Annotated in this window: 29 protein-coding genes; 7 read left to right on the forward strand and 22 right to left on the reverse strand. The window is 62.3% G+C overall.

From position 1 onward, the window contains the following. Positions 1-63: 63 nt before the first annotated feature. The 10 genes from pdxJ to rpoE all read right to left on the reverse strand — a co-directional run bounded on the left by pdxJ (position 64) and on the right by rpoE (position 8,902). The gene (gene pdxJ / locus ACRCYW_RS05900; protein WP_438549213.1) at positions 64-801 is read right to left on the reverse strand and encodes a pyridoxine 5'-phosphate synthase; all 738 of its coding nucleotides are present in this window, start codon (positions 799-801) and stop codon (positions 64-66) included. Between the two features lie 173 nt (positions 802-974). Then, positions 975-1,679, reverse strand: a complete 705-nt coding sequence (gene recO, locus ACRCYW_RS05905) for a DNA repair protein RecO (protein WP_438549214.1) — start codon at positions 1,677-1,679, stop codon at positions 975-977. A 14-nt stretch (positions 1,680-1,693) separates the two neighbouring features. Next, positions 1,694-2,593 (reverse strand): GTPase Era, encoded by a 900-nt coding sequence (era, locus tag ACRCYW_RS05910; protein WP_438549215.1) that lies wholly within the window; start codon positions 2,591-2,593, stop codon positions 1,694-1,696. After that, positions 2,590-3,261 carry a ribonuclease III gene (gene rnc / locus ACRCYW_RS05915; RefSeq protein WP_438549216.1) on the reverse strand — a complete coding sequence of 224 codons (672 nt, stop codon included), beginning with the start codon at positions 3,259-3,261 and terminating at the stop codon, positions 2,590-2,592. The genes era and rnc overlap by 4 nt, the downstream gene beginning before the upstream one ends. Next, entirely contained in the window at positions 3,262-4,185 is a 924-nt protein-coding gene (gene lepB / locus ACRCYW_RS05920; protein WP_438549217.1) for a signal peptidase I, read from the reverse strand. It abuts the gene before it with no gap. Between the two features lie 3 nt (positions 4,186-4,188). Beyond that, the gene (lepA, locus tag ACRCYW_RS05925) at positions 4,189-5,982 is read right to left on the reverse strand and encodes a translation elongation factor 4 (RefSeq protein WP_438549218.1); all 1,794 of its coding nucleotides are present in this window, start codon (positions 5,980-5,982) and stop codon (positions 4,189-4,191) included. Positions 5,983-6,143: 161 nt separating this feature from the next. Beyond that, a complete protein-coding gene (locus tag ACRCYW_RS05930) occupies positions 6,144-6,605 on the reverse strand; it encodes a SoxR reducing system RseC family protein (protein WP_438549219.1) in 462 nt (153 codons plus the stop codon). A 102-nt stretch (positions 6,606-6,707) separates the two neighbouring features. Further along, positions 6,708-7,688 (reverse strand): MucB/RseB C-terminal domain-containing protein, encoded by a 981-nt coding sequence (locus ACRCYW_RS05935; protein WP_438549220.1) that lies wholly within the window; start codon positions 7,686-7,688, stop codon positions 6,708-6,710. Between the two features lie 21 nt (positions 7,689-7,709). Further along, positions 7,710-8,297, reverse strand: coding sequence for a sigma-E factor negative regulatory protein (locus ACRCYW_RS05940; RefSeq protein WP_438549221.1), 588 nt, complete (start codon positions 8,295-8,297; stop codon positions 7,710-7,712). Between the two features lie 23 nt (positions 8,298-8,320). Then, complete coding sequence (gene rpoE, locus ACRCYW_RS05945) at positions 8,321-8,902, reverse strand: RNA polymerase sigma factor RpoE (RefSeq protein ID WP_349921000.1); 582 nt, start codon at positions 8,900-8,902, stop codon at positions 8,321-8,323. Between the two features lie 182 nt (positions 8,903-9,084). On the opposite strand from rpoE, the gene nadB reads away from it, so the two are divergent. Continuing rightward, positions 9,085-10,692: an L-aspartate oxidase gene (nadB, locus tag ACRCYW_RS05950; protein ID WP_438549222.1), complete on the forward strand. Its 1,608-nt coding sequence runs from the start codon at positions 9,085-9,087 to the stop codon at positions 10,690-10,692. A gap of 75 nt (positions 10,693-10,767) precedes the next feature. Here nadB and ACRCYW_RS05955 read toward each other — a convergent pair whose 3' ends face one another. After that, entirely contained in the window at positions 10,768-11,142 is a 375-nt protein-coding gene (locus ACRCYW_RS05955; protein WP_438549223.1) for a protein YgfX, read from the reverse strand. A 19-nt stretch (positions 11,143-11,161) separates the two neighbouring features. After that, a complete protein-coding gene (locus ACRCYW_RS05960) occupies positions 11,162-11,431 on the reverse strand; it encodes a succinate dehydrogenase assembly factor 2 (protein ID WP_349920998.1) in 270 nt (89 codons plus the stop codon). Positions 11,432-11,550: 119 nt separating this feature from the next. Between ACRCYW_RS05960 and ygfZ the strand changes: the two genes are divergently transcribed. Beyond that, on the forward strand, positions 11,551-12,456 hold the full coding sequence (ygfZ, locus tag ACRCYW_RS05965; protein ID WP_438549449.1) for a tRNA-modifying protein YgfZ: 906 nt from the start codon (positions 11,551-11,553) through the stop codon (positions 12,454-12,456). A 13-nt stretch (positions 12,457-12,469) separates the two neighbouring features. Here ygfZ and ACRCYW_RS05970 read toward each other — a convergent pair whose 3' ends face one another. Beyond that, on the reverse strand, positions 12,470-13,351 hold the full coding sequence (locus ACRCYW_RS05970; protein ID WP_438549224.1) for a LysR family transcriptional regulator: 882 nt from the start codon (positions 13,349-13,351) through the stop codon (positions 12,470-12,472). 111 nt (positions 13,352-13,462) lie between these two features. On the opposite strand from ACRCYW_RS05970, the gene ACRCYW_RS05975 reads away from it, so the two are divergent. After that, the gene (locus ACRCYW_RS05975) at positions 13,463-13,900 is read left to right on the forward strand and encodes a PACE efflux transporter (RefSeq protein WP_438549225.1); all 438 of its coding nucleotides are present in this window, start codon (positions 13,463-13,465) and stop codon (positions 13,898-13,900) included. Positions 13,901-13,976: 76 nt separating this feature from the next. On the opposite strand, the gene ACRCYW_RS05980 is transcribed toward ACRCYW_RS05975, so the two are convergent. Continuing rightward, a complete protein-coding gene (locus ACRCYW_RS05980) occupies positions 13,977-14,318 on the reverse strand; it encodes a hypothetical protein (RefSeq protein ID WP_438549226.1) in 342 nt (113 codons plus the stop codon). 193 nt (positions 14,319-14,511) lie between these two features. Here ACRCYW_RS05980 and cutA point away from each other — a divergent pair, with 193 nt between their 5' ends. The 4 genes from cutA to ACRCYW_RS06000 all read left to right on the forward strand — a co-directional run bounded on the left by cutA (position 14,512) and on the right by ACRCYW_RS06000 (position 17,645). Continuing rightward, a complete protein-coding gene (gene cutA, locus ACRCYW_RS05985) occupies positions 14,512-14,829 on the forward strand; it encodes a divalent-cation tolerance protein CutA (RefSeq protein ID WP_438549227.1) in 318 nt (105 codons plus the stop codon). Then, positions 14,826-16,604, forward strand: coding sequence for a protein-disulfide reductase DsbD (locus tag ACRCYW_RS05990; protein WP_438549228.1), 1,779 nt, complete (start codon positions 14,826-14,828; stop codon positions 16,602-16,604). Before cutA ends, ACRCYW_RS05990 begins: the two co-directional genes overlap by 4 nt. Further along, on the forward strand, positions 16,605-17,102 hold the full coding sequence (locus ACRCYW_RS05995) for a GNAT family N-acetyltransferase (RefSeq protein WP_438549229.1): 498 nt from the start codon (positions 16,605-16,607) through the stop codon (positions 17,100-17,102). It begins immediately after the preceding gene. 108 nt (positions 17,103-17,210) lie between these two features. Further along, positions 17,211-17,645 carry a hypothetical protein gene (locus ACRCYW_RS06000; protein ID WP_438549230.1) on the forward strand — a complete coding sequence of 145 codons (435 nt, stop codon included), beginning with the start codon at positions 17,211-17,213 and terminating at the stop codon, positions 17,643-17,645. Between the two features lie 6 nt (positions 17,646-17,651). On the opposite strand, the gene ACRCYW_RS06005 is transcribed toward ACRCYW_RS06000, so the two are convergent. The 8 genes from ACRCYW_RS06005 to ACRCYW_RS06040 all read right to left on the reverse strand — a co-directional run bounded on the left by ACRCYW_RS06005 (position 17,652) and on the right by ACRCYW_RS06040 (position 26,625). Continuing rightward, the gene (locus ACRCYW_RS06005; protein WP_438549231.1) at positions 17,652-18,953 is read right to left on the reverse strand and encodes an NAD(P)/FAD-dependent oxidoreductase; all 1,302 of its coding nucleotides are present in this window, start codon (positions 18,951-18,953) and stop codon (positions 17,652-17,654) included. Positions 18,954-19,174: 221 nt separating this feature from the next. Continuing rightward, entirely contained in the window at positions 19,175-20,254 is a 1,080-nt protein-coding gene (gene fbaA / locus ACRCYW_RS06010) for a class II fructose-bisphosphate aldolase (protein WP_349920989.1), read from the reverse strand. A 114-nt stretch (positions 20,255-20,368) separates the two neighbouring features. Next, positions 20,369-21,532: a phosphoglycerate kinase gene (locus ACRCYW_RS06015; RefSeq protein ID WP_438549232.1), complete on the reverse strand. Its 1,164-nt coding sequence runs from the start codon at positions 21,530-21,532 to the stop codon at positions 20,369-20,371. A 63-nt stretch (positions 21,533-21,595) separates the two neighbouring features. Next, positions 21,596-22,606 (reverse strand): erythrose-4-phosphate dehydrogenase, encoded by a 1,011-nt coding sequence (gene epd, locus ACRCYW_RS06020; protein WP_438549233.1) that lies wholly within the window; start codon positions 22,604-22,606, stop codon positions 21,596-21,598. A gap of 49 nt (positions 22,607-22,655) precedes the next feature. After that, positions 22,656-23,585: an ROK family protein gene (locus tag ACRCYW_RS06025; RefSeq protein ID WP_438549234.1), complete on the reverse strand. Its 930-nt coding sequence runs from the start codon at positions 23,583-23,585 to the stop codon at positions 22,656-22,658. A 199-nt stretch (positions 23,586-23,784) separates the two neighbouring features. Next, on the reverse strand, positions 23,785-24,852 hold the full coding sequence (hemE, locus tag ACRCYW_RS06030) for a uroporphyrinogen decarboxylase (RefSeq protein WP_438549235.1): 1,068 nt from the start codon (positions 24,850-24,852) through the stop codon (positions 23,785-23,787). A 211-nt stretch (positions 24,853-25,063) separates the two neighbouring features. Next, positions 25,064-25,843 (reverse strand): NAD(+) diphosphatase, encoded by a 780-nt coding sequence (gene nudC, locus ACRCYW_RS06035; protein WP_438549236.1) that lies wholly within the window; start codon positions 25,841-25,843, stop codon positions 25,064-25,066. A gap of 176 nt (positions 25,844-26,019) precedes the next feature. Further along, a complete protein-coding gene (locus tag ACRCYW_RS06040) occupies positions 26,020-26,625 on the reverse strand; it encodes a TIGR04211 family SH3 domain-containing protein (protein ID WP_438549237.1) in 606 nt (201 codons plus the stop codon). Positions 26,626-26,698 lie beyond the last annotated feature (73 nt).

The raw sequence follows: 26,698 nt of genomic DNA on the forward strand, positions 1-26,698 counted from the left end.
AGCCCCAGAAACAACAAGGGACGCCGCGGCGTCCCTTGTTTGTCTCGGTCTGACGAGCAGACATCAGATCCCCTGGCGGGCTTCCTGCATCAGCAGACGCATGTCGCTCACCGCCTTGGCCAGACCGTCGAAGGCGGCACGGCCTATGATGGCGTGACCAATGTTGAGCTCATAGAGCTCGGGGATGGCGGCGATGGCCTTGACGTTGTGGTAGTGCAGACCGTGGCCGGCATTCACCTTCAGACCCTTGCCGGCGGCATAGGAGGCGCCGGCGGCGATGCGCTTGAATTCGGCGTTGCGCTCTGCATCCGTGGTGGCATCGGCGTAGCGACCGGTGTGGATCTCGATGAAGGGGGCGCCACTCGCGGCGGCCGCATCGATCTGCAGCGGATCCGCATCGATAAACAGGGACACCTGGGCACCGACGGCGGCCAGACGAGTCACCGCATCCGTCACCTTGTCCAACTGACCGGCCACGTCCAGACCGCCTTCGGTGGTCACCTCGGTGCGCTTCTCCGGCACCAGGCAGACGAACTGGGGCTGGATGCGGCAGGCGATGCCGATCATCTCCTCGGTCACCGCCATCTCCAGATTCATCCTGGTCTGGATGGTCTGGCGCAGGATCTCCACGTCCCGGTCGGTGATGTGGCGGCGATCTTCCCGCAGGTGAACCGTGATGCCATCGGCACCGGCCTGCTCGGCCACGAAGGCGGCCTGTACCGGATCCGGGTACTGGGTGCCGCGGGCATTGCGCAGGGTGGCGATATGGTCGATGTTCACGCCCAGGTAGATCTCGCTCATTGCTTACTCCTTGAAAATACGTCTGTTAACTGTGCGGCTGTCGCCTCGGCGCCAGCTCCGATATCCGTATGTCAGCCTCGCGTGCTGGCTCTGCGTTTTAAAAACAGCCCCCGACCCTTCAGCTGGCCTGTTCCCAGAAACATGGGCGGCTGCAACGCCAGCCGATATTAGCCTCATGCACTCGCCTTTCGCTTTAAAAACAGTTCCCGACTCTTCAACTGGCGCTTCCCCAGATAGGGTTGCAGCGCCAGCCGGCTGAAACGCTTGGCCGCCTGCAGCAAGGGAGGGCTGTCGAAGCGCCCCTCGGCGAAGGCCAGCAGGTGGGCGCCGAGGAACAGGGTACGGGGATCCGGCGCCCGCTCGCAAGCGACAAAGCCGAGCTCCCGCTCGAAGCCGTAGAGCAGCTCGGGCTGGATGGGGGACTCGTCGTCGGCGGCGTATTCGAAGTCCACCGCATAGCCGAGCGCCTGCAGCAGCAGGAACTCGAAGCGGCGCAGGGGCAGCTCCGGGGTCTCACCGTCCGCCAGGGCCATGATGGCGCGGGCATAGGCGTCGAACACCTCGGGAAACGGGGTATGGGCTTCGAGCAGGTAGTAGACCAGCTCGTTGAGGTAGAGGCCGTAGAACAGGCGATCGCCGCCGAGACGCAATGAGTGATCCGGGCATTCCACTTGGGTGAGATTCTTGAGATCCCCCTTGCCACGCCAGGCGATGGTGAGCAGGGTAAAGGGCTGCAACAGCCCCTTCAGAGGCGAGCGTGGCCCGCGGGAACCGCGGGCCACCAGAGTAAAACGGCCACAATCCTGGGTAAAGACCTCGACCAGCTGGCTGGTCTCCCGATAGGGCCGGCTGTGGATGACGAAAGCCGGACTCAGCAATCGCTCAGAGCCACTTAATCGTCGCCGTAACCGAGACTGCGCAGGGCGCGCTCGTCGTCGGCCCAGCCGGATTTGACCTTGACCCAGAGCTCCAGGTGTACCTTGTTCTGGAACAGACGCTCCATGTCGAGGCGAGCCTCTGTGCCTATGGTCTTGATCTTCTCACCCTTGTTGCCGATGACCATCTTCTTCTGACCATCTCGCTCCACCAGGATCAGGCCGTGGATATGGTAGAGACCGTTCTCCTCCACCTTGAAGCGTTCGATCTCCACGGTCACCGAGTAGGGCAGCTCCTCACCAGTGAAACGCATCAGCTTCTCACGGATGATCTCGGAGGCCATGAAGCGGGAGGAACGGTCGGTCACGTAGTCTTCCGGGAAGAAGTGCACGTTTTCCGGCAGCAGATCCTTGGCCCACTCGCGGATCTTCTCCACGTTGGTGCCCTTCTCGGCGCTGATGGGCAGGATGTGGGCGAAGTTCATCTGCTGGCCCAGCCACTCCAGGTGGGGGAGCAGCTCCTCCTTCTCCTTGACGTTGTCGATCTTGTTGACCGCCAGCACCACGGGGCACTTGAGGTGGCGCAACTTGCCGAGCACCATCTCGTCGTCCTTGGTCCAGTGGGTCCCGTCCACCATGAACACCACCATGGCCACGTCCCCGAGGGAGCTGGTGGCGGCGCGGTTCATCAGGCGGTTGATGGCCCGCTTCTCTTCGATGTGCAGACCAGGGGTATCGACGTAGATGGTCTGGTAGTTCTCCTCGGTGTCGATCCCCAAAATCCGGTGACGGGTGGTCTGGGGTTTCTTCGAGGTGATGCTGACCTTCTGGCCAAGCAGCTTGTTCAGCAGGGTGGACTTGCCCACGTTGGGGCGGCCCACGATGGCGACAAAGCCGCAGTAGGTAGTATCTGTCATGACAATCTTTCCAATGCTTGCTGCGCCGCGGCCTGCTCGGCCTTGCGGCGACTGGTGCCGACTCCGACCAGCGGACCATCCAGACCATCCACCTCGCACTGGACGGTGAACTCCTGGTTGTGGGCCTCGCCCTTGACGTTGGTCACTGTGTAGGTCGGCAGGGATTTGCGGCTTCCCTGCAAGATCTCCTGCAGACGGGTCTTGGGATCCTTCTGCTCTATGCCCGGTTTGATCTCCTCCAGGCGGGTGGCGTACCAGCCGAGCAGGAGGCTGCGCACCCGCTCCAGATCCGTGTCCAGATAGATGGCGCCGATCACCGCCTCGACCGTGTCGGCCAGGATCGACTCGCGGCGAAAACCGCCACTCTTGAGCTCACCCGGCCCCAGGATCAGGTGATCCCCGAGATCGAACTCCCGGCCGAGTTCGGCCAGGGTCTTCTCCCGCACCAGGGTGGCGCGCATCCGGCTGAGATCCCCTTCCGCCGCTTGCGGGAAGCGGTGGAAGAGGTCATCGGCAATCACCAGACTCAGGATGGAGTCACCCAGGAATTCCAGTCGCTCGTTGTGACGGGAACCGGCGCTGCGGTGAGTCAGCGCCCGGGTCAGTCGTTCTTGATCCTGAAAGACATGCCCGAGACGGGACTGCAGTCTGTTCATCTTGATATTCATTTACTTGATTCCGCCAATGCGGTTGAAGCGCACACCGGTCGGCACCCAGCTTGGCAAGCTGGAACCTTCCTCGCGCTCGAATTCGAAACTGATCCAGATGGCGACCGCCTTGCCCACCAGGTTCTCCTCGGGCACGAAACCCCAGAAGCGACTGTCGGTGCTGTTGTCGCGGTTGTCGCCCATCACGAAGTAGTGGCCTTCCGGTACCACCCACTCATCGGGGTAGGTACCCGGCTGGCGATAGTAGCGATCCACCAGATCCGGCATGAGCGGATTGCGCAGGGTTTCGTGAGAGACGTCCCCCAGCTGCTCCGTGTAACGATCCAGCGGGATCCCCATCTGGCTGAACTCACCACGCTGTTCAAACTTGACGTCGAGCTTCTTGAAGCCCGGGCACGTTTTCCCTGCCTGCTCATCGCACTTGGGCCGGATCATCAGCTCCTTGTTGCGATAGATGACCCTGTCCCCCGGCATGCCGACCACGCGCTTGATGTAGTCGACGCGGGTATCCAGCGGATACTTGAACACCACCACATCCCCGCGCTTGGGCTCACCGGTCTCGAGGAACTTGGTGTTGCTCACCGGATCCCGCAAGCCATAGGCAAACTTCTCAACCAGGATGAAGTCCCCCACCAGCAGGGTGGGCATCATGGAGCCAGAAGGGATCTGGAACGGCTCGAAGATGAAGGAGCGCAGGATCAGCACTAGGGCGATGACCGGGAAGACACCGCCGGTCTGTTCGATCCAGACCGGCATGGGGGCCACCTTGGCCAGGGTCTTCTCGTCCACGTTCGGGCCGGCATTGGCACGGGCCGCCGCTATCTTGGCCGCCCGTTGCTTGGACCAGACCAGCTTGTCGACGGTCCAGATGATACCGGTCAGGATAGTGACGACGACGAGGATCAGGGAAAAGGTGCTTGCCATCGATTAGTCCTTGCCTACGTGGAGGATAGCGAGGAAGGCCTCTTGCGGCACGTCGACACGGCCGAGGGACTTCATCCGCTTCTTGCCTTCTTTCTGCTTGTTCAGCAGCTTCTTCTTACGGCTCACGTCACCGCCGTAGCACTTGGCAGTCACGTCCTTGCGCAGGGCCTTGACCGTGCTGCGGGCGATGATCTGGTTGCCGATAGAGGCCTGAATCGCGATATCGAACATCTGGCGCGGGATCAGCTCACGCATCTTCTCCACCACCTGACGACCGCGGAACTGGGCGTTCTCCTTGTGGGTGATGATGGCCAGGGCGTCGACCCGCTCACCGTTGATCATGATGTCGAGGCGCACCATGTCGGAGGTTTCGAAGCGCTTGAAGCCGTAGTCCAGGGAGGCGTAGCCGCGGCTGGTGGACTTCAGGCGGTCGAAGAAGTCGAGCACCACTTCCGCCATGGGGATTTCGTAGGTCAGCGCCACCTGCTTGCCGTGATAGACCATGTTGGTCTGCACGCCACGCTTCTCGATACAGAGGGTGATGACGTTGCCCATGTACTCCTGGGGCAGCAAGATGTTGCACTCGGCGATGGGCTCGCGCATCTCTTTGATGTTGTTGACCGCCGGCATCTGGGCCGGGCTGTCGATATGGATGGTCTCGCCGTTGTTCAGCTCGATCTGGTAGACCACGGTCGGGGCCGTGGTGATGAGGTCCAGATCGTACTCCCGCTCCAGCCGCTCCTGGATGATCTCCATGTGCAGCATGCCGAGGAAGCCACAACGGAAGCCGAAGCCGAGCGCGGTGGAGCTCTCCGGTTCATAGAACAGGGAGGCATCGTTCAGGGAGAGTTTCTCCAGGGCGTCACGGAAGGACTCGTAGTCGTCGCTGGAGATGGGGAACAGACCCGCATAGACCTGAGGCTTCACCTTCTTGAAGCCCGCCAGCGCCTTGTCGGCACCGTGCTTGGCCAGGGTCAGGGTATCCCCCACAGGGGCGCCGTGGATGTCCTTGATGCCGCAGACGACCCAACCTACCTCGCCACAGCCCAGGCCCTGGGTATCCACCTGCTTGGGGGTGAAGATACCGATGCGATCCACGCCCCACACCTGACCGGTGCTCATGACCTTGATCTTGTCGTTCTTCTTGAGGGAACCGTTCTTGATCCGCACCAGGGAGACGACGCCCAGGTAGGAGTCGAACCAGGAGTCGATGATCAACGCCTGCAGCGGGGCATCGGGATCCCCTTCCGGCGCCGGGATGCGGGCCACGATCTCTTCGAGCACCAGATCCACGCCGAGGCCGGTCTTGGCGGAGCAGCGCACCGCGTCCACCGCATCGATGCCGACGATGTCTTCGATCTCTTCGGCGACCCGCTCGGGCTCGGCGGCCGGCAGGTCGATCTTGTTCAGCACCGGCACCACTTCCAGATCCATTTCCATGGCGGTGTAGCAGTTGGCCAGAGTCTGTGCCTCAACCCCCTGACCGGCATCCACCACCAGCAGCGCCCCTTCACAGGCAGCCAGGGAGCGAGAAACCTCGTAGGAGAAATCCACGTGGCCCGGGGTGTCGATAAAGTTCAGCTGATAGGTGTTACCGTCTTGTGCCTGGTAGTTCAGGGTCACACTCTGTGCCTTGATGGTAATGCCGCGCTCGCGCTCCAGGTCCATGGAGTCCAGCACCTGAGCCTGCATCTCGCGGTCGGACAGGCCGCCACAAGTCTGGATCAGACGGTCCGACAGGGTCGATTTACCGTGGTCGATGTGCGCAATAATCGAGAAGTTACGAATGTGTTTCATCGAGCAAGAATCACTCAAAATTAAGTTAGGGTCGGATATGAGGGCAGGATTTTACTGGATAACCCGGTCGACGGCCAATCTTTAGTCGACGAAGGCCCGGAAATAGCGCCCTGGCGACCATTTATCGCGCCAGGGCCAGGAGCCGCAGTAAAACTTGCCAGTCAGGAGAGGTGGCGGGTGCTGAGCACCACACCGAGCATGCGGGGGCCATATTCCCCCTGCTCCAGCCTTGCGGAAAAGTAACGAACCAGTAAAAAACCCAGGGTTCCACCCAGCAGGCAGCTGAGGATGGTGACTCCTTCCCCCGCCGAGAGCAAGGGTGCCAACCAGATTTGACCCAGCAGGGCCCCCAGCAGCAGGCAGAACAGCGGCAGCACATAGACCAGGGCGGCCCCGCGCAAGATGCTCGCCTGGGGGATGCCGAGGCGGATCTGCTGGCCGACCATCACCTCCCCATTGAGAGCCACCTTGAGTCGCTGTGACTTCATCGGAAAAGCCTTGGCCACGGTACCTGTGCCGCAGTTGGACTGCTGGTGGCAACCGCTGCAGGCGGAGCGCCGTTCGCACTCCACCCAGGCATAGGCCCCTTCGATGGCCACGACTGTCGCCAGCTCTTCGCTCATGTTACTCACCTGACGACTCCAGATTAACAGCCATGGATTTATCCAATCTGAACACGCCCGCCTCGCCTCGGCAAGTGGAATGAGAACGACTCGCCATGGGGATTACTGCACGGCCTCGTTGCGGGCCAGGGGTTGCACCGACTCGGCGATGCGTTTGGCGGTCTCGGCCGGCACCTCACCCACCACGGTGATCTCCACCCCCACCTCGTTGACATAGCTCACCAATGAGGTGGCCCCCTGCCGAATAAGCTGCTGGCGCACCGCCTGCTTGGGGTCGACCCGGGCGACGTAGACGGAGAGGTCCACCACGCCATCCGAGAGCATCATGTAGTCCACAGGCAAACTGGTACTAACCAGCTGGTGCCTATCCTGAGAGAGCACCTTGAAGCCACTCGGCAGCCAGGTGAGGTGCCAGGCCAGGGTCTGCTGGGGCGTCGGATAGGCATCCTCCAGGGTCAGCGCCTCCGGCAATTTGCTCTTGGCCAGGGTCACCAGCCAGGGGGCCGGTGCCGACTGCCTGTCCAGATCCACCCCCAGCACCTGCTCCACCAGATTGCCTTCCCGATCGACCATGTCGATGCGCAGCAGCAGATGGCTCTGCTCGTCAATCCAGAGCACGAAACCGTACTTGTCCGCCTCTTTCGGGACCAGCCTCACCACCTGGGCCACCAGGCCGGCGACCCGGCTGCGACCCGCCAGCACGGGATCATAGCTCTCCAGCACCCTGGACAGCGGCATCTTCACCAGGGTCGACCAGACGCCGGGGAAACGGGCGCCTTTCAGGGTGTAGGGCTCGTGGGTGTTCTCGAAGAAGGTGTACTCGTTCTGGCGCTGCAGGTATTCCACCGTCTTGCCGTCGAGATAGCTCAGATGAGCCACCTCCTTGCCATCGATGACCCCATGGCTGATGCGGATGGGTTCGAGGCGACCCTGGCGGGCCTTGACCATGGATAACTCGAAGTTCTGTTGTGAAACGGCACTCTGCATCTGCTGCAACAAGGCCTCGGCCGACTGATCGTCGGCCGAGGCCTTGGCACAAATCAACAGAAGAGAGGCCAGCAGGATACGGCTGGACTGTCGCACGGTCTGATCCCTAAAAATGCGTTATTCTTGGATCTGCTTGTCTTGCAGCAGACGTTGTTGCAACTGGTGATCCCGCAGGAAGGCATTGACTCGCTCGCGCTGCTCTTGCATCTGCTGCTCGTTCAGCCCTTGCTGGCGAGTCGTGGCGCGATTTCCCTCTTGCGGATAGTGGACGCTGACGGGCGTGGCGCTGCCACCAACGGGGATAGTGTTGAGCACGGGGTTGTTCGGCACACCGTCCTGCCCCTGGTACTGCTGCACCCCGAAGATGACGGCGGCAGCCACGGAAGCGGCGATGGCATATTGCCCCACCTGCTGGCCGAAGCGGCGAAGCAGCGGTATCACCTTGGCACCGGTTTTCACCCCGGGAGCGGTTGAAGGTGCCGACGCGGGAGCCAGTATGGTGGGTTCGTCTTCCAGTGCCAGCATGATGCTGTCGCTGAGATCCAGTTGCAGATTGACCGGCAGGTCACCCCGCATGGCATCACCGATCAGATGGTAACGAGACCAGGTATCTTGCATGGCGGGATCCGTTCCCAGCTCATTCAGTACCTTTATCTCGCTCAGGTCGCCATCCATCAGGGCTGAGATTTGCTCTTTATTTGCCATAAGTTTGCCTGTCTTTCCCCAGTTTAATTCTCGATCAGAGGTTGCAGCTTTTTGTCGATTGCTTCCCTCGCCCGGAAGATACGGGATCTCACCGTTCCCACCGGACAATCCATGATCTCTGCAATCTCTTCGTAGCTCAGCCCTTCCAGTTCACGAAGGGTGATCGCTGTTCTCAAGTCTTCCGGCAAGGCTTCTATGGCGGTGAACACGGTGCGCTTGATCTCATCGGTCAGCGTCAGGTTCTCCGGGGTAGCCACCTCTTGCAAGGCTTCGCCCCCACCATAGTATTCAGCCTCATCGGCTTCGACATCACTACTGGGCGGTCTGCGCCCCTGTGAGGTCAGGTAATTTTTGGCCGTATTGACGGCGATCCGGTACAACCAGGTGTAAAACGCGCTCTCGCCACGGAATGTCGGCAACGCACGGTAAGCCTTGATGAAAGCCTCCTGCGCCACATCCGGCACATCGCCCGGATTGTTGACATACCTGGCCACCAGATTGACCACCTTATGCTGGTATTTCTTTACCAGCAGGTTGAATGCATTTTTATCGCCACGCTGGACCCGTTCAACCAGCTGTTCGTCCAGTAGATTCTGGTCGCTCATCAGAGCCGTAAAACCCCCATCAGGTTATCGTTTTTCTTTTCCGGCCCTTCCTAAGCGCACAAGTTCAGACAGGAGGAATCAGAGAAAGTTCGCTTGTATCGAAAAAAATGTGATGCGAGCTGCATCACAACCCCCCCTTGGGCTACCATGGGGCCAGTTCTTAATCCAGGCCAATGATACTTATGAAAGCAAGTGTTGAATACCTTTGCGACGTACTCATCATTGGCAGCGGTGCCGCCGGTTTGTCCCTCGCGTTGCGATTGGCAGACCAGGCCAAAGTCCTGGTTCTGAGCAAGGGGCCCATCAGTGAGGGGGCCACTCTCTATGCGCAAGGAGGCATCGCTGCCGTGTTCGACGAGACCGACAGCATCGAATCCCACGTGAGCGACACGCTCAACGCCGGGGCCGGGTTGTGTGACCCCGCCGTGGTGGAGTTCACCGCCCGCAACGCCCGCGAGTCCATTCAGTGGCTGATCCAGCAAGGGGTCCCCTTCGATCAGGAAGAGGACGCCGAGGGGGAATCTCACTATCACCTGACCCGTGAGGGTGGCCACAGCCATCGCCGCATCTTCCACGCGGCCGATGCCACCGGCAAAGCGGTGCAACTAACCCTGATCGATCAGGTGCGCGCCCATCCCAACATTCGGCTGATGGAGCGCTTCAACGCGGTGGATCTCATCACCACCCGCAAGCTGAATCTACCGGGCAACAAGGTGCTGGGGGCCTATGTCTGGAATCGCAACGTCGAGCAGGTCGAGGTGATCCGCGCCCGCTTCGTGGCGCTGGCCACAGGTGGCGCCTCCAAGGTGTATCAATACACCTCCAATCCGGACGTGAGTTCAGGCGATGGTATCGCCATGGCCTGGCGCGCCGGCTGCCGGGTGGCGAACCTGGAGTTCAACCAGTTCCACCCCACCAGCCTGTTCCACCCGGACGATCCCAACTTCCTGCTGACCGAAGCCCTGCGCGGTGAAGGGGCTTATCTGCGCCGCCCGGACGGCAGCCGCTTTATGCCGGACTTCGACGAGCGCGCCGAACTGGCCCCCCGCGACATAGTCGCCCGTGCCATCGACCACGAGATGAAGCGGCTCGGCGCCGACTGCATGTATCTGGACATCAGCCACAAGCCGGCGGACTTCATCGTCAAGCACTTCCCCACCATCCATGAACGCTGCCTCGCGGTGGGCATCGACATCACCAAGGAAGCCATGCCCATCGTCCCTGCCGCCCACTACACCTGCGGTGGCGTCATGATAGATGGCAACGGCCAGACCGATATCCCGGGCCTCTATGCCATCGGCGAGGTGACCTACACGGGCCTGCACGGCGCCAACCGCATGGCCTCCAACTCCCTGCTGGAATGCGTGGTTTTCGCCCATCAGGCCGGGGCCGACATCCTGGCCAAGCTACCCATGAGCGTGGAGCCGCCGAGGCTGCCGGCCTGGGACGAGAGCCAGGTGGACGACTCGGACGAGCAGGTGGTGATCCAGCACAACTGGCACGAGTTGCGGCTGATGATGTGGGACTATGTGGGCATAGTGCGCACCAACAAGCGCCTCGCCCGCGCCAAGCGCCGCATCGATCTGCTCAAGCAGGAGGTACAGGAGTACTACGCGAACTTCCGGGTCTCCAACAACCTGCTGGAGCTGCGCAACCTGTTGCAGGTGGCCGAGCTCATCGTCAACTGCGCCCTGCAGCGCAAGGAGTCCCGTGGCCTGCACTACAACCTGGACTACCCAGACATGCAGCCGGACTCCAAACCGACCGTGCTGACCCCGGACAGGGATTAATCCTCCCTACTGCAAATGACCAAGTTAACCCCGCCCCGGCGGGGTTAACTGTTTATGGGCTGCGGGAAAACGCGATCAGCGGGGCGGCGCGAGGTGGATGGCGCGGGCCAGGGTACGGTAGTGCTCGGGGGCCAGGGCATCGGCGAAGAGCCAGAGCCGGGTCTCGGGCATCCCCTCTGCGGTGAGGCACAGCCAGAGAACCCCGGGCAGGATGCGGCTGCGTGGGTCCAGCCGGTAGCGCCGCCCCTGCCAATCCAGCCACTCCCCATCCAGGATCAGTTCACCGCAGACCCCCTGGGCCCGCCGCCAGGCGAGCCAGAGTCCGAGTAGCCAGCAAGGCAGGAACAGCCCCCACTGCCAGCCCTGGATCAGGCTGGCGGCGGGCCAGAGCAGCAACGAGAAGAGAATGGCCAGCAGACACGGCTGCCGGCGGGAGACGAGTACGGGCATGCACACCCGCATGAGGAGATCAGCCCTGGCGGTCGTGACGGGCCTGGTTGCGCTCCAGGATCAGCGGGATCATGGCGGCGAAGGCCGGATCTTCCGGCACGCCGTGGCCCATGCTCCAGCGAAACAGCTCGGGATCCTCGCGCTCCAGCAGGCGAATGAAGGTCTGCTGCTGCTCGTCGCTCAGGCTGTCGAACTCGTGTTCGAAAAAGGGCATAAAGATGACATCCAGCTCGAGCATGCCGCGGCGGCAGGCCCACTTCAGGCGGGACTTTTCAATTGGGCTCAACATGGAACTCTCCTTACAAAGACTCGGGAATGGTAGCAGCTGGATTTTCCGGCTGACAAACATTCCTTACGTCTTTACCATGCAGGTCACATACTTTATGCCTTTGGACGACCACAGTGAGCCTGTCGACCCCTGTTCTGCCTGCCGAGCCAAGCCTCTTCTCCCTAAACGATCTCGCCATCACCCGTTTGCGCGGCCTCGATCGCGCCAAGTATCTGCAAGGCCAGGTCACCTGCGACGTCAACGCCCTGCAACCGGGCCAGAGCACCCTCGGCGGTCACTGCGATCCCAAGGGCAAGCTGTGGAGCGACTTTCGCCTGCTCTGCCTGGAAGAGTCCCTGCTGCTGCTGACCAAGCCCTCGGTGCTGGTACGCCAGCTTCCGGAGCTCAAGAAGTTTGCGGTATTTGCCAAAGTGGAGATAGACGGCTACCCGGGTCAGGTGGCGGGCGTGGCAGGTCAGGGCAGCGATGCCTGGATCTCGGCCCAATTCGGCCTGCAGGAGACCGGCCTCATCCCGGGGGGCATGGCGGTACGCGTTGAGGCCGATCGCTGGCTGCTGGTGAGCGAGCAGCCCCTCTCCATCGCCCTGCCCGCAGCCGATGAATCCCTCTGGTGGGGTCTGGACATCAAGGCCGGCATCCCGCACCTGGAAGCAGTGCATCAGGGGGAGTACATCCCCCAGATGCTGAACCTGCAGGCCCTGGATGGCATCAGCTTCACCAAGGGCTGCTACATGGGTCAGGAGATAGTGGCCCGCGCCAAGTATCGCGGCGCCAACAACCGCGCCCTCTTCGTGCTGGCGGGCTCCGCCGGTGCCCCGGTGGCCAGCGGCGACACTCTGGAGATCCGCCTCGGTGACAACTGGCGCCGCAGCGGCATGGTGCTGAACGCCTGGCAGCGGGATGGCCAGATCTGGCTCACCGCCGTGCTGCCCAAGGACACCGAGGCCGATGCCGAGTTTCGCCTCAAGCAGGATGAGAGCGCCCATCTCCTCCTGCAACCCCTGCCCTACTCCCTCGCCGACTGATCCGCCATCTTGATTAGCGAGGCACCCGCGCCAGCAGTGCCTCTTTCAGCCAGGCCCCCGCCTGCCCGAGCGGGCGGGCGCGGTGCCACTGCAGCTCCAGCGCCAGCTCCGGCTGGGTGATGAAGTCCGGCTCCAGCACCACCACCTCCCCCCGTGCCAGGGGCCGGTGCAGCAGGAAATCCGGCACGGATGCCCACCCCAACCCCAGCTTCACCAGCTCCAGGATCCCCAGATCCCCCTCCACCCACCACACCTGGGAAGAGAGGCGGAAGCGGTTGCGCTCCGTCCCCTCCCGCCGCCCCGTCACCATCAGCTGGCGAGCCCCCTGCAGATCGCTCTCGTGCAGCGGCACCTTGTGGGCGAGGGGGTGATCCGGGGAGACCACCAACGGCATGGAGACCCCCCCCAACGACCGGGCAACCAGCTCCCGCACAGGGTGCTCCTTCTGGTAACTGATGCCGAGCTGGGCGCGGCCGCTGGTCAGCATCTCGGTCAGATCCTCCATCAGGGGGAACAGCAGCTCCAGCTCCACCATGGGATAACGGGTGGCAAACTCCTCCAGCACGGCGCCGAGCCAGGGCAGGTGAGAATCATCGTCGATGGCCAGGGTGAGGCGCGACTCCACCCCCACCGCCAGCTCACCGGCGATGGCCTGCAGCCGCTCGCTCTGGGCCAGCAGGATCAGCGCCTCCTGCCGGATCCGCCGGCCCGCCTCCGTCAGCACGGGGTAACGGCCGCTGCGATCGAACAGCTCGAGGCCGAGATCGATCTCCAGGTTCGCGATGGCGGTGCTCACCACGGATTGTGCCTTGCCCAGACGGCGGGCGGCCCCGGAAAACGAGCCCGTTTCCGCCGCCGCCAGCAGCGCCTTGAGTTGTTCCAGTGACAGGTTCATCTGCCATGCTCCTCGTCGATGTATCTATTTTAGCGATATATACTAACGAGCATCTATGGCTTTTCGCGAATATAGTAGCCGCCATCACGTACCAACACAGAGGGACTATCCATGCGTAACACTCGCGATCGTCTGCGCCACGCCATCGGCTTCGAATTGATCGGTCTGTTGATCGCCGCCCCCCTGGCAAGCTGGGTCACCGGCGTCGGCCTCAACCACATGGGGCCCCTGGCCCTGTTCTTCTCGGTGGTCGCCACCGTCTGGAACTATGTCTACAACCTAGGGGTGGACAAATTACTGCTGCGTTATCAGGGCCATACCCACAAGGTGCTGTGGCAGCGGGTCGTGCATACGCTCGGTTTCGAAGGGGGTCTGCTGATCGTGGCCCTGCCGGTGATGTGCTGGTGGCTCAACATCGGCCTGCTGGAGGCCCTGGTGCTGGATATGGGCTTCGTGCTCTTCTACCTGGTCTATGCCTTCGTCTACAACTGGAGCTATGACAAGGTGTTCCCCATCCCGGGCCAGCCGGCGCAGCGGGTGATGAACTGAGAGGGGCATTTCCAATGAGGTAACGAGGCACCATCATGCGGCAGGCATGATGGTGCTGATGGGGGTCGGGTGGGGATCAGGCCCCGGCCTTCGCCTCTTCGACGGGGGTCTCGTCTTGCCCCGCTTCCTGTTTCAGCATGGCCTCGAGATCGCTCTGGTACTGGTTCAGCATGCGCTGAGCCGCCACCATGTCACCCTTGTGCAGGCGCTCGAACAGATGATGCTGCACCACGCCGTTCAGATACTCCACCGTGATGGGCTGTTCCAGAGCAGACAGCAGCTCCTCTTTCTCCAGCTCGGCGTTGATCTCATCGACGCTGGTACGCAGCAGACCGGACAGTTGCACCAGCATGCGGCGCTCGCCCTCACGCAACAGGCTCAACATGCGGTTTCTCTGCTGCTCATTCTGTTGGGTCATACATTTCCTTACGTAAAATGGGAATAAGCCAGCCCATTTTGCCCTCTCCTTTTCACAGCGTCTATCTCGGACAGAACACTTATTTTCTCCCGCATCGGGACATGCACGGCGGGTGCTATTTATGCCGGTGCTAGGTATAGTAACTGCTGGTTTATGGGCCTGTTTCACCCCCTTAAAACGAGATTTTCACGCCATGACCGACGCTATTTTAGTGCTCTGCACCTGTCCAGATGAGGCCAGCGCCGACCGTATCTGCGATCAGCTGTTGAGCCGACGCCTCGCCGCCTGCATCAATCAACTGCCCGGGCTCACCTCCGTCTATCGCTGGCAGGGGCAGATCGAACGTGCCCGGGAGATCCAGCTCATCATCAAGTCCAGCGCCGCCCTGTTCGAGCCCCTGCGCCACTGCATCCTCGAGCTGCACCCCTACGAGGTGCCGGAGATCCTGGCGCTGCCCGTCAGTCTCGGCCATCAGCCCTATCTCGACTGGCTGGCCGGAGAGACGGCATGAAGCTGACATCCCTGCTCACCCCCCTGCTGCTCCTGCTCAGCCTGCTGGCCAGCCCGGCCGAGGCCGCCAGCCAGGACCTGCTGAGCAGCCTCGGCATCGAGGCGGGTTCCCCCCCCAAGTTTCTGAAAGTCGATGAGGCCTTCAGCCTCCAGAGCTCCCAGCAGGGCAACCAGCTGCGGCTGACCCTGCACATCGCCGATGGCTACTACCTCTATCGCCACCGCTTCAGCTTCAAGGGGGAGAACCTCAACTTCCAGGAGCCCGAACTGCCCGCCGGTACCGAGCACGAGGACGACTTCTTCGGCAAGACCCGGGTCTATTACCAGGAGGTGCAGATCCCCCTCACCCTGACCGAGGCGGGCCAGGGGGCCAGACTCACCGTCAGCTATCAGGGTTGCACCGAGGGGCTCTGTTATCCGCCGACCGACCAGCGGGTCGAGGTGCAACCCTTGGCAGCCAGCACCGTCACCGATATGGGCGGGACAGGTGCCGACGTCGCCAGCGCCCCCGCCAGCAGCCAGCAGGATCAGCTGGCGGCCGCCCTCGGCAACCAGGGCTTCTGGCTCAGCATCGCCGCCTTCTTCGCCCTGGGGCTGGGGCTCGCCTTCACCCCCTGCGTCTTCCCCATGTACCCCATACTGACCGGCATCATAGCCGGCGCCGGTGAGCGCCTCTCCACCCGCCGCGCCTTCCTGCTCTCCTTCGTCTATGTGCAGGGCATGGCCATCACCTACACATTGCTCGGCCTGGTGGTCGCCTCGGCGGGCTTGCAGTTCCAGGCCGCCCTGCAGCACCCTTATGTGCTGATCGGTCTATCCATCATGTTCGTGCTGCTGGCCCTCTCCATGTTCGGGCTCTATACCCTGCAGCTGCCGAGCAGCCTGCAGACCCGGCTCTCCGGCCTCTCCAACCGCCAGCAGGGGGGATCCGTGGTCGGTGTCGGCATCATGGGCATGATCTCAGGCCTGGTCTGCTCCCCCTGTACCACGGCGCCGCTCTCCGGCGCCCTCATCTACGTGGCCCAGAGCGGCGATCTCTGGCTCGGCGCCGCCGCCCTCTACGCCCTCTCCTTGGGCATGGGGCTCCCCCTGTTGCTGCTCGGCACCTCGGGAGGCAAGCTGCTGCCCAGGGCCGGCGCCTGGATGGATGTGATCAAGCAGCTGTTCGGCTTTGCCCTGCTGGCGGTGCCTGTGCTGCTGCTCTCCCGGCTGTGGAGCGACGATCTAACGACCCTGGCCTGGCTGGTGTGGGGACTGGCGCTGTGCGCCTACCTCTATCACCACAACCAGCATCGCGCCCACTCGGTGGGCAAGAGCCTGTGCGGCTTCGCCCTGCTGTTGGCCATGATGGGGGCCGTGGTGGTGGCCAGGGATCTGCTGCTGCCGGGCCAACACGCCTCGGCCAGCCCCAAAGCCGAGGCGGCGCAGTTTATCCGCATCAAGACCCTGGATGACCTCAAGAGCCAGCTCGGTGCCGCCCGCGGCAAGCCGGTGCTGCTGGATCTCTATGCCGACTGGTGCGTGGCCTGCAAGGAGTTCGAACACAAGACCTTCAGGGATCCCGAGGTGCGAGCGCGCTTCGCCGACATGGTGCTGCTGCAGGCGGATGTCACCGCCAACGACGACGCCGACGTCGAACTGCTCAACGGCCTGAACGTGCTGGGGCTGCCGACCCTGATCTTCTTCGATCGGGACGGCAATGAGGTGAGCGGCCAACGGGTGACCGGCTTCATGGGGCCGAGCGAGTTCCTGGGCCAGCTCGACAAGCTGCGCTAGATGGAGCTGCTGCGCCTGACATCGGTCAATCCGAGTCACATATTGTGGCTGGAGGAGGTCGTGCTGGCGGCCCCCGCCTACAGCTGGCTGACCGAGGGCAGGGCCCCTGACCCTGCCGACGCCCCGGAGATACTCAGGGTCTGCCCGCCGGGCATAGGGGAAGACGACAAGTTCGTACTGGCGGTGCTGGAGGGGGAGGAACTGCTGGGCTGCGTCGATCTTGTCCGCGGTTACCCCGATGAGCAGACGGCCTATCTCGGTCTGCTGCTCTTGAAAGAATCCTGGCAGGGACGAGGGATCGGCAGCGAGCTGGTCCAGCGTCTCATTGAGATGGCGGCCAACTGGGGTTGCACCGCCATGCGACTCGGAGTCATCGAGACCAACCTGCCCGCACTGCATTTTTGGACCAGGCACGGCTTCCAGCAGGTGGACAGCAAGCGGATCGCCGGGTTCAGCGGCGATACCCTGGTCATGAACCGCGCCATTTCATGCCCCTGAGCCGGGGCGGCGCTTCACCCTGGCCGCCGATTTTTCTGAGCATCCCTTGTATCTGTCCGGCGCCGTGGCAAACTTTGCCCCTCCTGTCTCGCATCATCCGGAGTTTCGATGAAAAAGTGGTTCATCCCCCTGCTCGCCTGCTGGCTCTATGGCTGTGATGCGGGTCCAGGTGAAGAGGCTATCCAGAGTCAGGTGACCGCCAAACTCCAGGCCGATACCGACACCAATTTGTTTGATATCAGTGACTTCGCCGTGCTCGGCAAGGAAGAACGGATGGAGGGGGTCTATCTGGTCCGGGTGGGCTACCAGCTGCACTTCAAGCAGGGGCTGGAGCAGTTGCAGATCCTGCACGACGAAGATCTCATCTACGACAGAGTCGGCCCCTTTCAGCAGGAGATGGGGCTGATGGAACTTGAGCGCAAATACGGCGAGTTCGAGGCCGGTCAGGCTCTGGCGCAGGAGCGCGAGATCTGGATGATGAAGACGGAGCAGGGCTGGCGCCTGGCCGAGCCCGGCCAGACCCAGGACAGCCCCGCCTCCTGAGCCCCCTTACAGCAGATCCTTCAGCCGGTACCAGAGCATCCCCAGCGCCAGCAGCGGCGAGCGCAGGGAAGGCCCCCCCGGGAAGGTCATGTGGGGAACCCGGCTGAACAGGTCGACCCCCCGGCTCTCCCCCTTGATCGCCTCCGCCACCAGCTTGGCCGCCATATGGGTGGCGTTGAGACCGTGCCCCGAATAAGCCTGGGCGTAGAACACATTGGGGTGGCTCTGCAGTCGCCCTATCTGGGGCAATCGGTTGGCCCCTATGCCTATCATGCCCCCCCACTGGAACTCGATGGCGGTACCCGTGAGCTCCGGGAAGACCCGCAGCAGCTTGGGCAACATAAAGGCCTTTATATCGCGGGGGTCACGGCCGGAATAGTTGCAGGCGCCCCCAAACAACAGGCGACCGTCGGCGGAGAGCCGGTAGTAGTCCAGCGCCACATTCTGATCGCACACCGCCATGTTCTGTGGCAACAGCCGCTGGCGAAGCCGCTTCTCCAGCACCTCGGTGGCGAGGATGTAGGAACCCGCCGGCAGTACCTTGCCCCCCAGCTCGGGGTTGAGATCATTGAGATAGGCGTTGCAACCGATCACCAGATAGCGGGCGCTGATCCGGCCGTGGGCCGTGGTGACCTGCGCCTTGTCCCCGTACTCGATGTTGATCACCCTGGAGTGCTCGAACAGGGAGACCCCCAGGCCGGCGGCGGCACGCGCCTCGCCGAGGGCCAGGTTGAGGGGATGCAGGTGGCCAGAGCCCATGTCGATCATGCCGCCGATGTAGCGATCCGACCCCACCACAGAGTGCATATCGCCCTTGGGCACCAGCCTGGTCTCATGCTGGTAACCCAGGCTAGCCAGATGAGCCAGCTCCTCCTCGAAGCCTGCCAGGTGGCGCGCCTTGGTGGCGAGATCGCAATAGCCCCAGCGCAGGTCGCAGTCGATGTTGAAGCGCTCGATGCGCTGGCGCACCAGTTGCACCGCCTCCAGCCCCATCAGATCCAGCTCCCGCACCCCCTCTTCCCCTATCCAGCGGGCAAACTGGCTGGTGTCGTGGCCGATGCCGCGGATGAGCTGACCCCCGTTGCGACCGGAGGCCCCCCAGCCGATGCGGTTGGCCTCCAGCAGGGCCACCTTGTAGCCCGCTTCGGCCAAGTTGATGGCGGTGTTGAGGCCGGTGAAGCCGCCACCGATGATGCAGACATCGGCATCCAGCTCGCCGCCGAGTTCGGGCCACTGCTGATGATCGTTGCGGGTCGCCGCGTAATAGGAGGCCACGTGCTCCTGATGTCCATGTCTTCCTGTCTGCATGCTCAGCATCCTGCCTTGGTTGCATTCGTTTACTAAATTAAACGTTTCGTCATCGATAATACCCAGCCCCAGAGTGCCATGCCAGCCCGCCCGGATCACAGAAATGCAAAAGGTGTCCCGAAGGACACCTTTGTGCGAGGCCGGCCATCCGCGATCCATCCTGCCCACCGCGCAATAAAAAAGGCGCCATGAGGCGCCTTTTTCTGCGATCTCGGTACTGATTACAGTACGTTGATGGCGTTCAGGTCGGAGAAGGCTTTCTCCAGACGCGCGATCATGGAAGTCTGACCGGCACGCAGCCATACGCGCGGATCGTAGAACTTCTTGTTCGGCTTGTCGGCGCCTTCCGGGTTGCCCAGCTGACCCTGCAGGTAGGCTTCGTTGGTCTTGTAGAAGCCCAGAATGCCTTCCCAGGTCGCCCACTGGGTGTCGGTATCGATGTTCATCTTCACCACGCCGTAGGAGATGGATTCGCGGATCTCTTCCAGGGTGGAACCTGAACCACCGTGGAATACGAAGTCCAGGGACTTGGCCGGCAGACCGAACTTCTCGGAAACGTATTTCTGGGAAGCGTCCAGGATGGACGGGGTCAGCTTGACGTTACCCGGCTTGTAGACACCGTGCACGTTGCCGAAGGAGGCAGCGATGGTGAAGCGCGGGCTGATCTTGGACAGACGCTCGTAGGCGTAGGCCACGTCTTCCGGCTGGGTGTACAGAGCGGACTGATCCATGTGGCTGTTGTCCACACCGTCTTCTTCGCCGCCGGTGCAACCCAGTTCCAGCTCCAGAGTCATGTTCATCTTGGCCATGCGTACCAGGTACTCACAGCAGATGTCGATGTTCTCTTCCAGGGACTCTTCGGACAGATCCAGCATGTGGGAGGAGAACAGCGGCTTGCCGGTTTCGGCGAAGTGCTTCTCGCCGGCATCCAGCAGACCGTCGATCCACGGCAGCAGCTTCTTGGCGGCGTGGTCGGTGTGCAGGATCACGGGGACACCGTAGGCTTCGGCAACGGCGTGCACGTGCTTGGCGCCGGAGATGGCACCCAGGATGGCAGCTTGCTGGCCTTCCAGCTTCAGGCCCTTACCGGCGGTGAATACGGCACCCCCGTTGGAGAACTGAACGATGACCGGCGCTTTGACCTTGGCGGCCGCTTCCAGTACAGCGTTGACAGAGTCAGTACCGACGCAGTTGACGGCTGGCAGAGCGAAGCCGTTCTCTTTGGCGATGGCGAACACTTTTTGTACGTCATCACCGGTCAGTACACCGGGTTTCACGAAGTCGAAAATTTTCTTAGACATGTTAAATCGTCCTGTCTCGTATGCCGTTAATAAAAAATGGGGGTTCATCACGAACCGGCACAGCGGTCACATGATAAACGAAACGGGAGGCTTTTGCCCCCCGTTCCGGGTCAATTAGGCTTTGGCGCGCTGTTCCAGAATCGCCACGGCCGGCAGTACCTTGCCTTCTACGAACTCCAGGAAGGCGCCGCCACCGGTGGAGATGTAGGAGACCTTGTCGGCGATGCCGAACTTGTCGATGGCGGCCAGGGTGTCACCACCGCCAGCGATGGAGAAGGCCGGGGAAGCGGCGATGGCTTCGGCGATCACCTTGGTGCCTGCGGCGAACTGGTCGAACTCGAACACGCCGACCGGGCCGTTCCACAGAATGGTCTTGGCGTTCATGATGATGTCGGCCAGGGCCTTGGCGGAATCCGGGCCGATGTCGAAGATCATGTCGCCATCGGTCACGTCAGCGACGGACTTGATGGTGGCCGGAGTGGATTCGGAGAACTCGGCACCCACGACCACGTCTGTGGTCACCGGGATGTTGGTCTCGGCGGCCAGCTTCTTGGCGGTGTCGATCAGATCGTGCTCGCACAGGGACTTGCCGACGTTGTGACCGGCAGCGGCGATGAAGGTGTTGGCGATGCCACCACCGACCACCAGCTGGTCAGCGATCTTGGAGAGGGATTCCAGCACGGTCAGCTTGGTGGAGACCTTGGAGCCGCCGACGATGGCGACCATGGGGCGCTCGGGCTTCAGCATGGCCTTGCCGAGCGCTTCCAGTTCACCGGCCAGCAGGGGGCCAGCACAGGCAACGGGGGCGAACTGGGCCACACCGTAGGTGGAACCTTCGGCTCGGTGAGCGGTACCGAATGCATCCATTACGAAGACGTCACACAGGGCGGCGTATTTTTTGGCCAGCTCTTCGGTGTTCTTCTTCTCGCCCTTGTTGAAGCGGCAGTTTTCCAGCACAACCAGCTCACCGGCGGCGACTTCTACGCCATCCAGGTAATCTTTGGCCAGACGGACCGGGCAGGACAGTGCGTCTTTCAGATAGTTGACAACCGGAGCCAGGGAGAATTCTTCGTTGTATTCACCCTCGGTCGGACGACCCAGGTGGGAGGTGATCATCAGCTTGGCGCCCTTTTCCAGAGCCAGCTTGATGGTCGGCAGGGTAGCGACGATACGTGCATCGGAAGTGACCTTGCCGTCTTTTACCGGCACGTTCAGGTCAGCACGGATCAGGACGCGTTTACCCGCCAGATCCAGGTCGGTCATCTTGATAACAGACATATTCAGTCCTCTATATTTTCAGGTAATGTTAAAAAAACAGTAACCTTGCACCCGTGCAGGCTCTCAGCCTGCGGCCATCATGGCCCGGGTGGTATCCAGCATCCGATTCGCGAAGCCCCATTCGTTATCACACCACATCAACATCTTGACGAGGTTGGCATCGCTCACCCGGGTCTGGGTACCATCGATGATGCAGGAGTGTGCATCATGATTAAAGTCTACGGAGACCAAAGGCTCTTCCGTGTAATCCAGAATACCGCTTAATGTACCTCTGGATGCCCGTTGCAGGGCTTGATTTACGTCACTAACTGTCACTTTTTTACGAACAGTGATGCTGAGATCCATCGCCGTGACGTTAATGGTCGGCACCCGCACCGCGATCGCCTCGAACTTGCCGGCGAAGTGGGGAAGGATACGCTCCAACCCCTTTGCCAGCTTGGTGTCCACCGGGATGATGGACTGGCTGGCGGCTCGCGTTCTGCGCAAGTCACTGTGGTAGGCGTCGATGACTTGCTGATCGTGCATGGCCGAATGAATTGTCGTAATAGTACCACAATTGATCTCGAATTCTCGATGCAATGTTTCTATCACCGGCACCACGCAGTTGGTGGTGCAGGAGGCGTTGGAAACGATCCGCTCCCGCCCCGTCAGGGTCTGGTGATTCACCCCGTAGACTATGGTGGCATCCACGTCCGCATCCGCCGGATGGGAGAAGAGCACCTTGCGGGCCCCCGCCGCCAGATGCAGTTCCGCATCCGCCCTTGAGCCGAAGACCCCGGTGCAATCGAGCACCACGTCCACCCCCAGCGCCCGCCAGGGCAGCTTGGCCGGATCCCGCTCGGCGAACAGCGGAATGAGATCCTCCCCCACCAGCATGCTGTGGCCCGCGAGCTGCACCGGATGGTGGAAGCGGCCGTGGCTGGTGTCGAAGCGGGTGAGGTGCACCATGGCCTCGGGGGCCGCCAGCTCGTTGATGGCCACTATCTTGATGTTGTTGTCGCGGCCGCTCTCGTAGAGGGCCCGCAGTACGTTGCGGCCGATGCGGCCGTACCCGTTGATGGCAATCTTGATCATGAAAACTCCGTGTCTTTGACGGCGACAGGGGATGAGGTCGATGGCTGGCTCACGACAGCAGGGCATCCTTGAAGACGCCTCGGGCCAGCAGCGCCGCCCCGAACACCCCGGCGCTGTCCCCCAGGGCCGGCGCTATGATGGGGGTGGCGAAGCGGGGGTTGAACAGGAAGGGCTGCACGGTCTGACGGCCCACGCTGTAGAGGCTCTGCACATTGCCGACCCCGCCGCCGATGACGATCACATCCGGATCCAGGATGTTGACCACGTTGGCCAGGGCCTGGCCAAACAGCAGGTGCAGTCTGTCTATGGTGAGTTTGGCCACGTGATCGTGGGCGCTCGCCGCCGCTATCTGGGCCAGCGACAGATGGCGCTTGGCCTTGGCCTCGTACCAGGCCTCCAGCGCCGGGCCGCTGATGAAGGTCTCGACGCAGCCGCGCTTGCCGCAGTAGCACTCGGGGCCGTCGGGGGAGAGCACGTTGTGACCCCACTCCCCGGCGATGCCGTGGTGGCCGTTGAGGATCTGGCCATTGATGACGATGCCGGAGCCGACACCCGTGCCCATGATGATGCCGAACACCACCTTGGCATCGGGATGGTGCTGGCGCACAGCCCCGAGGTGGGTCTCCGCCAGGGCGAAGCAGTTAGCGTCGTTGGCGATCAGCACGGGAATGCCCAGCTTGCGTTCCAGATCTTCCTTGAACGGCTTGTCGTTGAGCTCGGTGGTGTTGCAGTTCTTCATCAACCCGGTCTGGGGATCCCGCGCCCCCGGGGTGCCCATGCCGATGACGGTGGGGCGCTGGCCGAGTTTCTCGGCACACTCGTCCACCAGCTTGGCAATCTGGCCGATCATGTGCTGATAGCCGCCGCGGCGTTCGGTGGGGATGCGATGTCGCAACAGCACCTCGTCACCGTCCAGCACCACGCACTCGCACTTGGTCCCGCCAAGGTCGATGCCCCAATCCCAAGAACCCTTGCTCATTCTGCCTCCTGCCATGTCCGGGCTCCCCCCAATCAGGGCTAGCCGGCTTGTCTTGTGTGTGACCCCGGGTCACCGGTGCAGCAGTGTAACCCGAGCCAGGGCCCGGGCGTAATCCCCACGAACGACGCCCCCCATCGGCTCTTCCCTGCGGACAGCAAAACGGGGCCAGCAGGCCCCGTCGTCATACAGATTTATCGCCTTAGCGGCCGTGGTACTGGGCGGACAGCTCGTGCACAGCGTTCACAAACACGCCGGCGTGCTCAGGATCCACATCCTGATGGATGCCGTGGCCCAGGTTGAAGACGTGGCCATTGCCCTGACCGAAACCGGCGAGGATGGTGGCGACCTCTTCGCGAATGCGCTCAGGGGCGGCGTAGAGCATGGAGGGGTCCATGTTGCCCTGCAGCGCCACCTTGTCGCCGACCCGGCGCTTGGCATCGGCGATGTCCGTGGTCCAGTCCAGGCCAAGGGCATCGCAACCTGTGGCGGCGATCTGCTCCAGCCACTGGCCGCCGTTCTTGGTGAACAGAGTCACCGGCACCCGGCGACCGTCGTGCTCGCGAATAAGACCATCGACGATCTTGTGCATGTACTGCAGGGAGAAGTCGCGGTAATCCCGCGGGGTCAGCACGCCGCCCCAGGTGTCGAACACCATGACCGACTGGGCGCCGGCTTTGATCTGGGCGTTCAGATACGCGATCACGCTGTCAGCCAGCTTGTCCAGCAAGAGGTGCAGGGTCAGGGGCTCGGCGTACATCATCTGCTTGATCTTGGTGAACGCCTTGGAGCTGCCCCCCTCCACCATGTAGGTGGCCAGGGTCCAGGGGCTGCCGGAGAAACCGATCAGCGGCACCTCGCCCTTGAGCTCGCGGCGTATGGTGCGCACAGCATTCATCACGTAGCCGAGCTCGTCTTCCGGATCCGGAATGGGCAGGGCCTGCACGTCAGCCATGGATTTGATGGGGCGCTCGAAGCGCGGGCCTTCGCCGTGCTCGAAGTAGAGGCCGAGCCCCATGGCGTCGGGTACGGTCAGGATGTCGGAGAAGAGGATGGCGGCATCGAGCGGATAGCGGCGCAGGGGCTGCAGGGTGACCTCGCAGGCCAGCTCGGCGTTGCGGCACAGGGACATGAAGTCCCCCGCGACGGCGCGGGTCGCCTTGTATTCCGGCAGGTAGCGGCCGGCCTGACGCATCATCCATACCGGGGTCATGTCCACTTCCTGGCGCAGCAGGGCGCGCAGGTATCGATCGTTTTTCAGCTCTTTCATCCCAGTTCCTGGCTCATCTCACGCATAAAATGGCGGATATGATACCACTTTGTGTGGGGCTTAGGGCGGCCCAAACGCGCGGCGACGCCATCGGAGCACAAAGATGTGAAGGGGCGCAAACAAGCGCCCCCCATCCCCTTGATCCCCTCGCCTGTCACACCGTCTCATTCGGCGCGGCACCGCACGAACAACCCCTTGATCCTCTTGCCTCTTACACCTCGTCTGCGAGGCACAGCTCGATCAACCGGCGCGCGATTGTGCCGTGGGGCGGCAGGCGGGGTAGCCGGTTGGCCTCGAAGAAATCGGCTGCCACCAGCTCCTCGTCCTGTACCTTGATCTCGCCGCTCTGGTAGTCGGCGGTGAAGCCCATCATCAGGCTGTGGGGGAAGGGCCAGGGCTGGCTCGCCACGTAGCGCACGTTGTGCACCCGTATGCCGCTCTCCTCGAACACCTCCCGCGCCACGCACTGCTCCAGGTTCTCCCCGGCCTCCACGAATCCGGCCAGCACCGTATACATGGGATCGTCCGCCTGATAGTGGCGACGGTGAGCCGCCAGCAGGATGGCCGGCCCCTTGCGCACCGCGACTATGATGCAGGGGGAGATGCGCGGGTAAACCAGGTGCCCCTGCCCGCACCCTTGGGCCCACTCCCCCGCCTTCGGGGTCATGGGGGCACCGCACTCGCCGCAGAAGCGGTGGCTGCGGCGGAAGGTGGCGAGTTGCCAGGCGCGGCCCGCGAGGCGAAAGCCCTCCTCGTCCCCGGCCACCATCAGCTGGCGCAGACCCGTCATGGCCGAGGTGTCGGCCTCTTCCCCCAGATCCAGCAGGTAGCAGGGTTCGCCATCCCAGTCGTCGAAGCGCTCGAACGGCGCGTCCTGCAACGGGGTGGGAAGCTGGCTGCGAAGGCCTTGCGGGATCTGCCCCTGTGGATCCAACAGGACGAGGTGATCGCCCCCCAGCACGAACCAGCGGGCCTGTTCGGTCGATGACATAAGGTGAAGACTCTCGTTGAGAAGGGCGTGCGAGGCACGGACAAGTGGGCTTTATCTTACGACCGGGCGCCCCTCATGGCGACCCCCGACATGGTACGGGAAGGCAGCGCCCCGGAGGATGCGCCATACAAAAAGGGCCGCCATGGCGACCCTTTCTCTTCAAATATCCAGCCGGATCAGTTCATCCAGCGTTCGCTGCTCTTGCGACGACGCGGCAACATTGGCAGCAAGATGCCCAGCAGGATGCCACCCCCCACCATGGCACCACCGCGGATGAACCAGTCCATCTGCATGTCGTGCTCCTGGTTGTCGTAGCTCTGAGTCAGGGCCTCGTTCTGCTCCTTGAGGTCCCCGATCTCGCTGCCCTGGCTGTTGAGCTTCGCCTTCAGGCTGGCGATCTCCTGGGTCTGCTCAGCGATCTTGCCATCCTTCTCGGCGAAACGACGCTCGTTGTCGCCGTTGAGGTTCAGCAGACGGGCCTTGGCCTCTTCCAGCTCTTTTTCCACCTGGGGCAGGCGCTCGCGCAGGCTGATCTGGCCCTGCAGCTCGCTGTTCTTGATCCAGCCTTCGCGGCCACGACCGTCCACCACCTGGGTGAAGCCAGCCTCGTTGTTGACCGTCTTGACCTCCAGGGGCTCACCGGCCTTGACGCTGCCGAGGATCCGGTACTGGGTGCCCGGGCCGTTGTGGATATAGGTAAAGATGTTGTCTGAAACATAACGGGTATCGGCCAGTGCCTGTTGGGCACACAAGCAGATCAAAATCCCGAGAAGGGCGCGCATGGTCGATCGATTCTCTTCGTTGAGTTAGGTGACAGGCGGAATGTTAAGCTGCTGGCGGGTCAAAGGACAAGCA

Source organism: Aeromonas sp. (genome assembly GCF_051657805.1).
In the GTDB taxonomy this organism is placed as follows: domain Bacteria; phylum Pseudomonadota; class Gammaproteobacteria; order Enterobacterales; family Aeromonadaceae; genus Aeromonas.

Coding starts and splice junctions, on each gene's coding strand:
- pdxJ (WP_438549213.1), bottom strand. CDS start 801: ATGAGCGAGATCTACCTGGGCGTGAACATCGACCATATCGCCACCCTG.
- era (WP_438549215.1), bottom strand. CDS start 2,593: ATGACAGATACTACCTACTGCGGCTTTGTCGCCATCGTGGGCCGCCCC.
- rnc (WP_438549216.1), bottom strand. CDS start 3,261: ATGAATATCAAGATGAACAGACTGCAGTCCCGTCTCGGGCATGTCTTT.
- lepB (WP_438549217.1), bottom strand. CDS start 4,185: ATGGCAAGCACCTTTTCCCTGATCCTCGTCGTCGTCACTATCCTGACC.
- lepA (WP_438549218.1), bottom strand. CDS start 5,982: ATGAAACACATTCGTAACTTCTCGATTATTGCGCACATCGACCACGGT.
- ACRCYW_RS05930 (WP_438549219.1), bottom strand. CDS start 6,605: ATGAGCGAAGAGCTGGCGACAGTCGTGGCCATCGAAGGGGCCTATGCC.
- ACRCYW_RS05940 (WP_438549221.1), bottom strand. CDS start 8,297: ATGGCAAATAAAGAGCAAATCTCAGCCCTGATGGATGGCGACCTGAGC.
- rpoE (WP_349921000.1), bottom strand. CDS start 8,902: ATGAGCGACCAGAATCTACTGGACGAACAGCTGGTTGAACGGGTCCAG.
- nadB (WP_438549222.1), top strand. CDS start 9,085: ATGAAAGCAAGTGTTGAATACCTTTGCGACGTACTCATCATTGGCAGC.
- ACRCYW_RS05955 (WP_438549223.1), bottom strand. CDS start 11,142: ATGCCCGTACTCGTCTCCCGCCGGCAGCCGTGTCTGCTGGCCATTCTC.
- ACRCYW_RS05960 (WP_349920998.1), bottom strand. CDS start 11,431: ATGTTGAGCCCAATTGAAAAGTCCCGCCTGAAGTGGGCCTGCCGCCGC.
- ACRCYW_RS05970 (WP_438549224.1), bottom strand. CDS start 13,351: ATGAACCTGTCACTGGAACAACTCAAGGCGCTGCTGGCGGCGGCGGAA.
- ACRCYW_RS05975 (WP_438549225.1), top strand. CDS start 13,463: ATGCGTAACACTCGCGATCGTCTGCGCCACGCCATCGGCTTCGAATTG.
- ACRCYW_RS05980 (WP_438549226.1), bottom strand. CDS start 14,318: ATGACCCAACAGAATGAGCAGCAGAGAAACCGCATGTTGAGCCTGTTG.
- cutA (WP_438549227.1), top strand. CDS start 14,512: ATGACCGACGCTATTTTAGTGCTCTGCACCTGTCCAGATGAGGCCAGC.
- ACRCYW_RS05990 (WP_438549228.1), top strand. CDS start 14,826: ATGAAGCTGACATCCCTGCTCACCCCCCTGCTGCTCCTGCTCAGCCTG.
- ACRCYW_RS05995 (WP_438549229.1), top strand. CDS start 16,605: ATGGAGCTGCTGCGCCTGACATCGGTCAATCCGAGTCACATATTGTGG.
- ACRCYW_RS06000 (WP_438549230.1), top strand. CDS start 17,211: ATGAAAAAGTGGTTCATCCCCCTGCTCGCCTGCTGGCTCTATGGCTGT.
- ACRCYW_RS06005 (WP_438549231.1), bottom strand. CDS start 18,953: ATGCAGACAGGAAGACATGGACATCAGGAGCACGTGGCCTCCTATTAC.
- fbaA (WP_349920989.1), bottom strand. CDS start 20,254: ATGTCTAAGAAAATTTTCGACTTCGTGAAACCCGGTGTACTGACCGGT.
- ACRCYW_RS06015 (WP_438549232.1), bottom strand. CDS start 21,532: ATGTCTGTTATCAAGATGACCGACCTGGATCTGGCGGGTAAACGCGTC.
- epd (WP_438549233.1), bottom strand. CDS start 22,606: ATGATCAAGATTGCCATCAACGGGTACGGCCGCATCGGCCGCAACGTA.
- ACRCYW_RS06025 (WP_438549234.1), bottom strand. CDS start 23,585: ATGAGCAAGGGTTCTTGGGATTGGGGCATCGACCTTGGCGGGACCAAG.
- hemE (WP_438549235.1), bottom strand. CDS start 24,852: ATGAAAGAGCTGAAAAACGATCGATACCTGCGCGCCCTGCTGCGCCAG.
- nudC (WP_438549236.1), bottom strand. CDS start 25,843: ATGTCATCGACCGAACAGGCCCGCTGGTTCGTGCTGGGGGGCGATCAC.
- ACRCYW_RS06040 (WP_438549237.1), bottom strand. CDS start 26,625: ATGCGCGCCCTTCTCGGGATTTTGATCTGCTTGTGTGCCCAACAGGCA.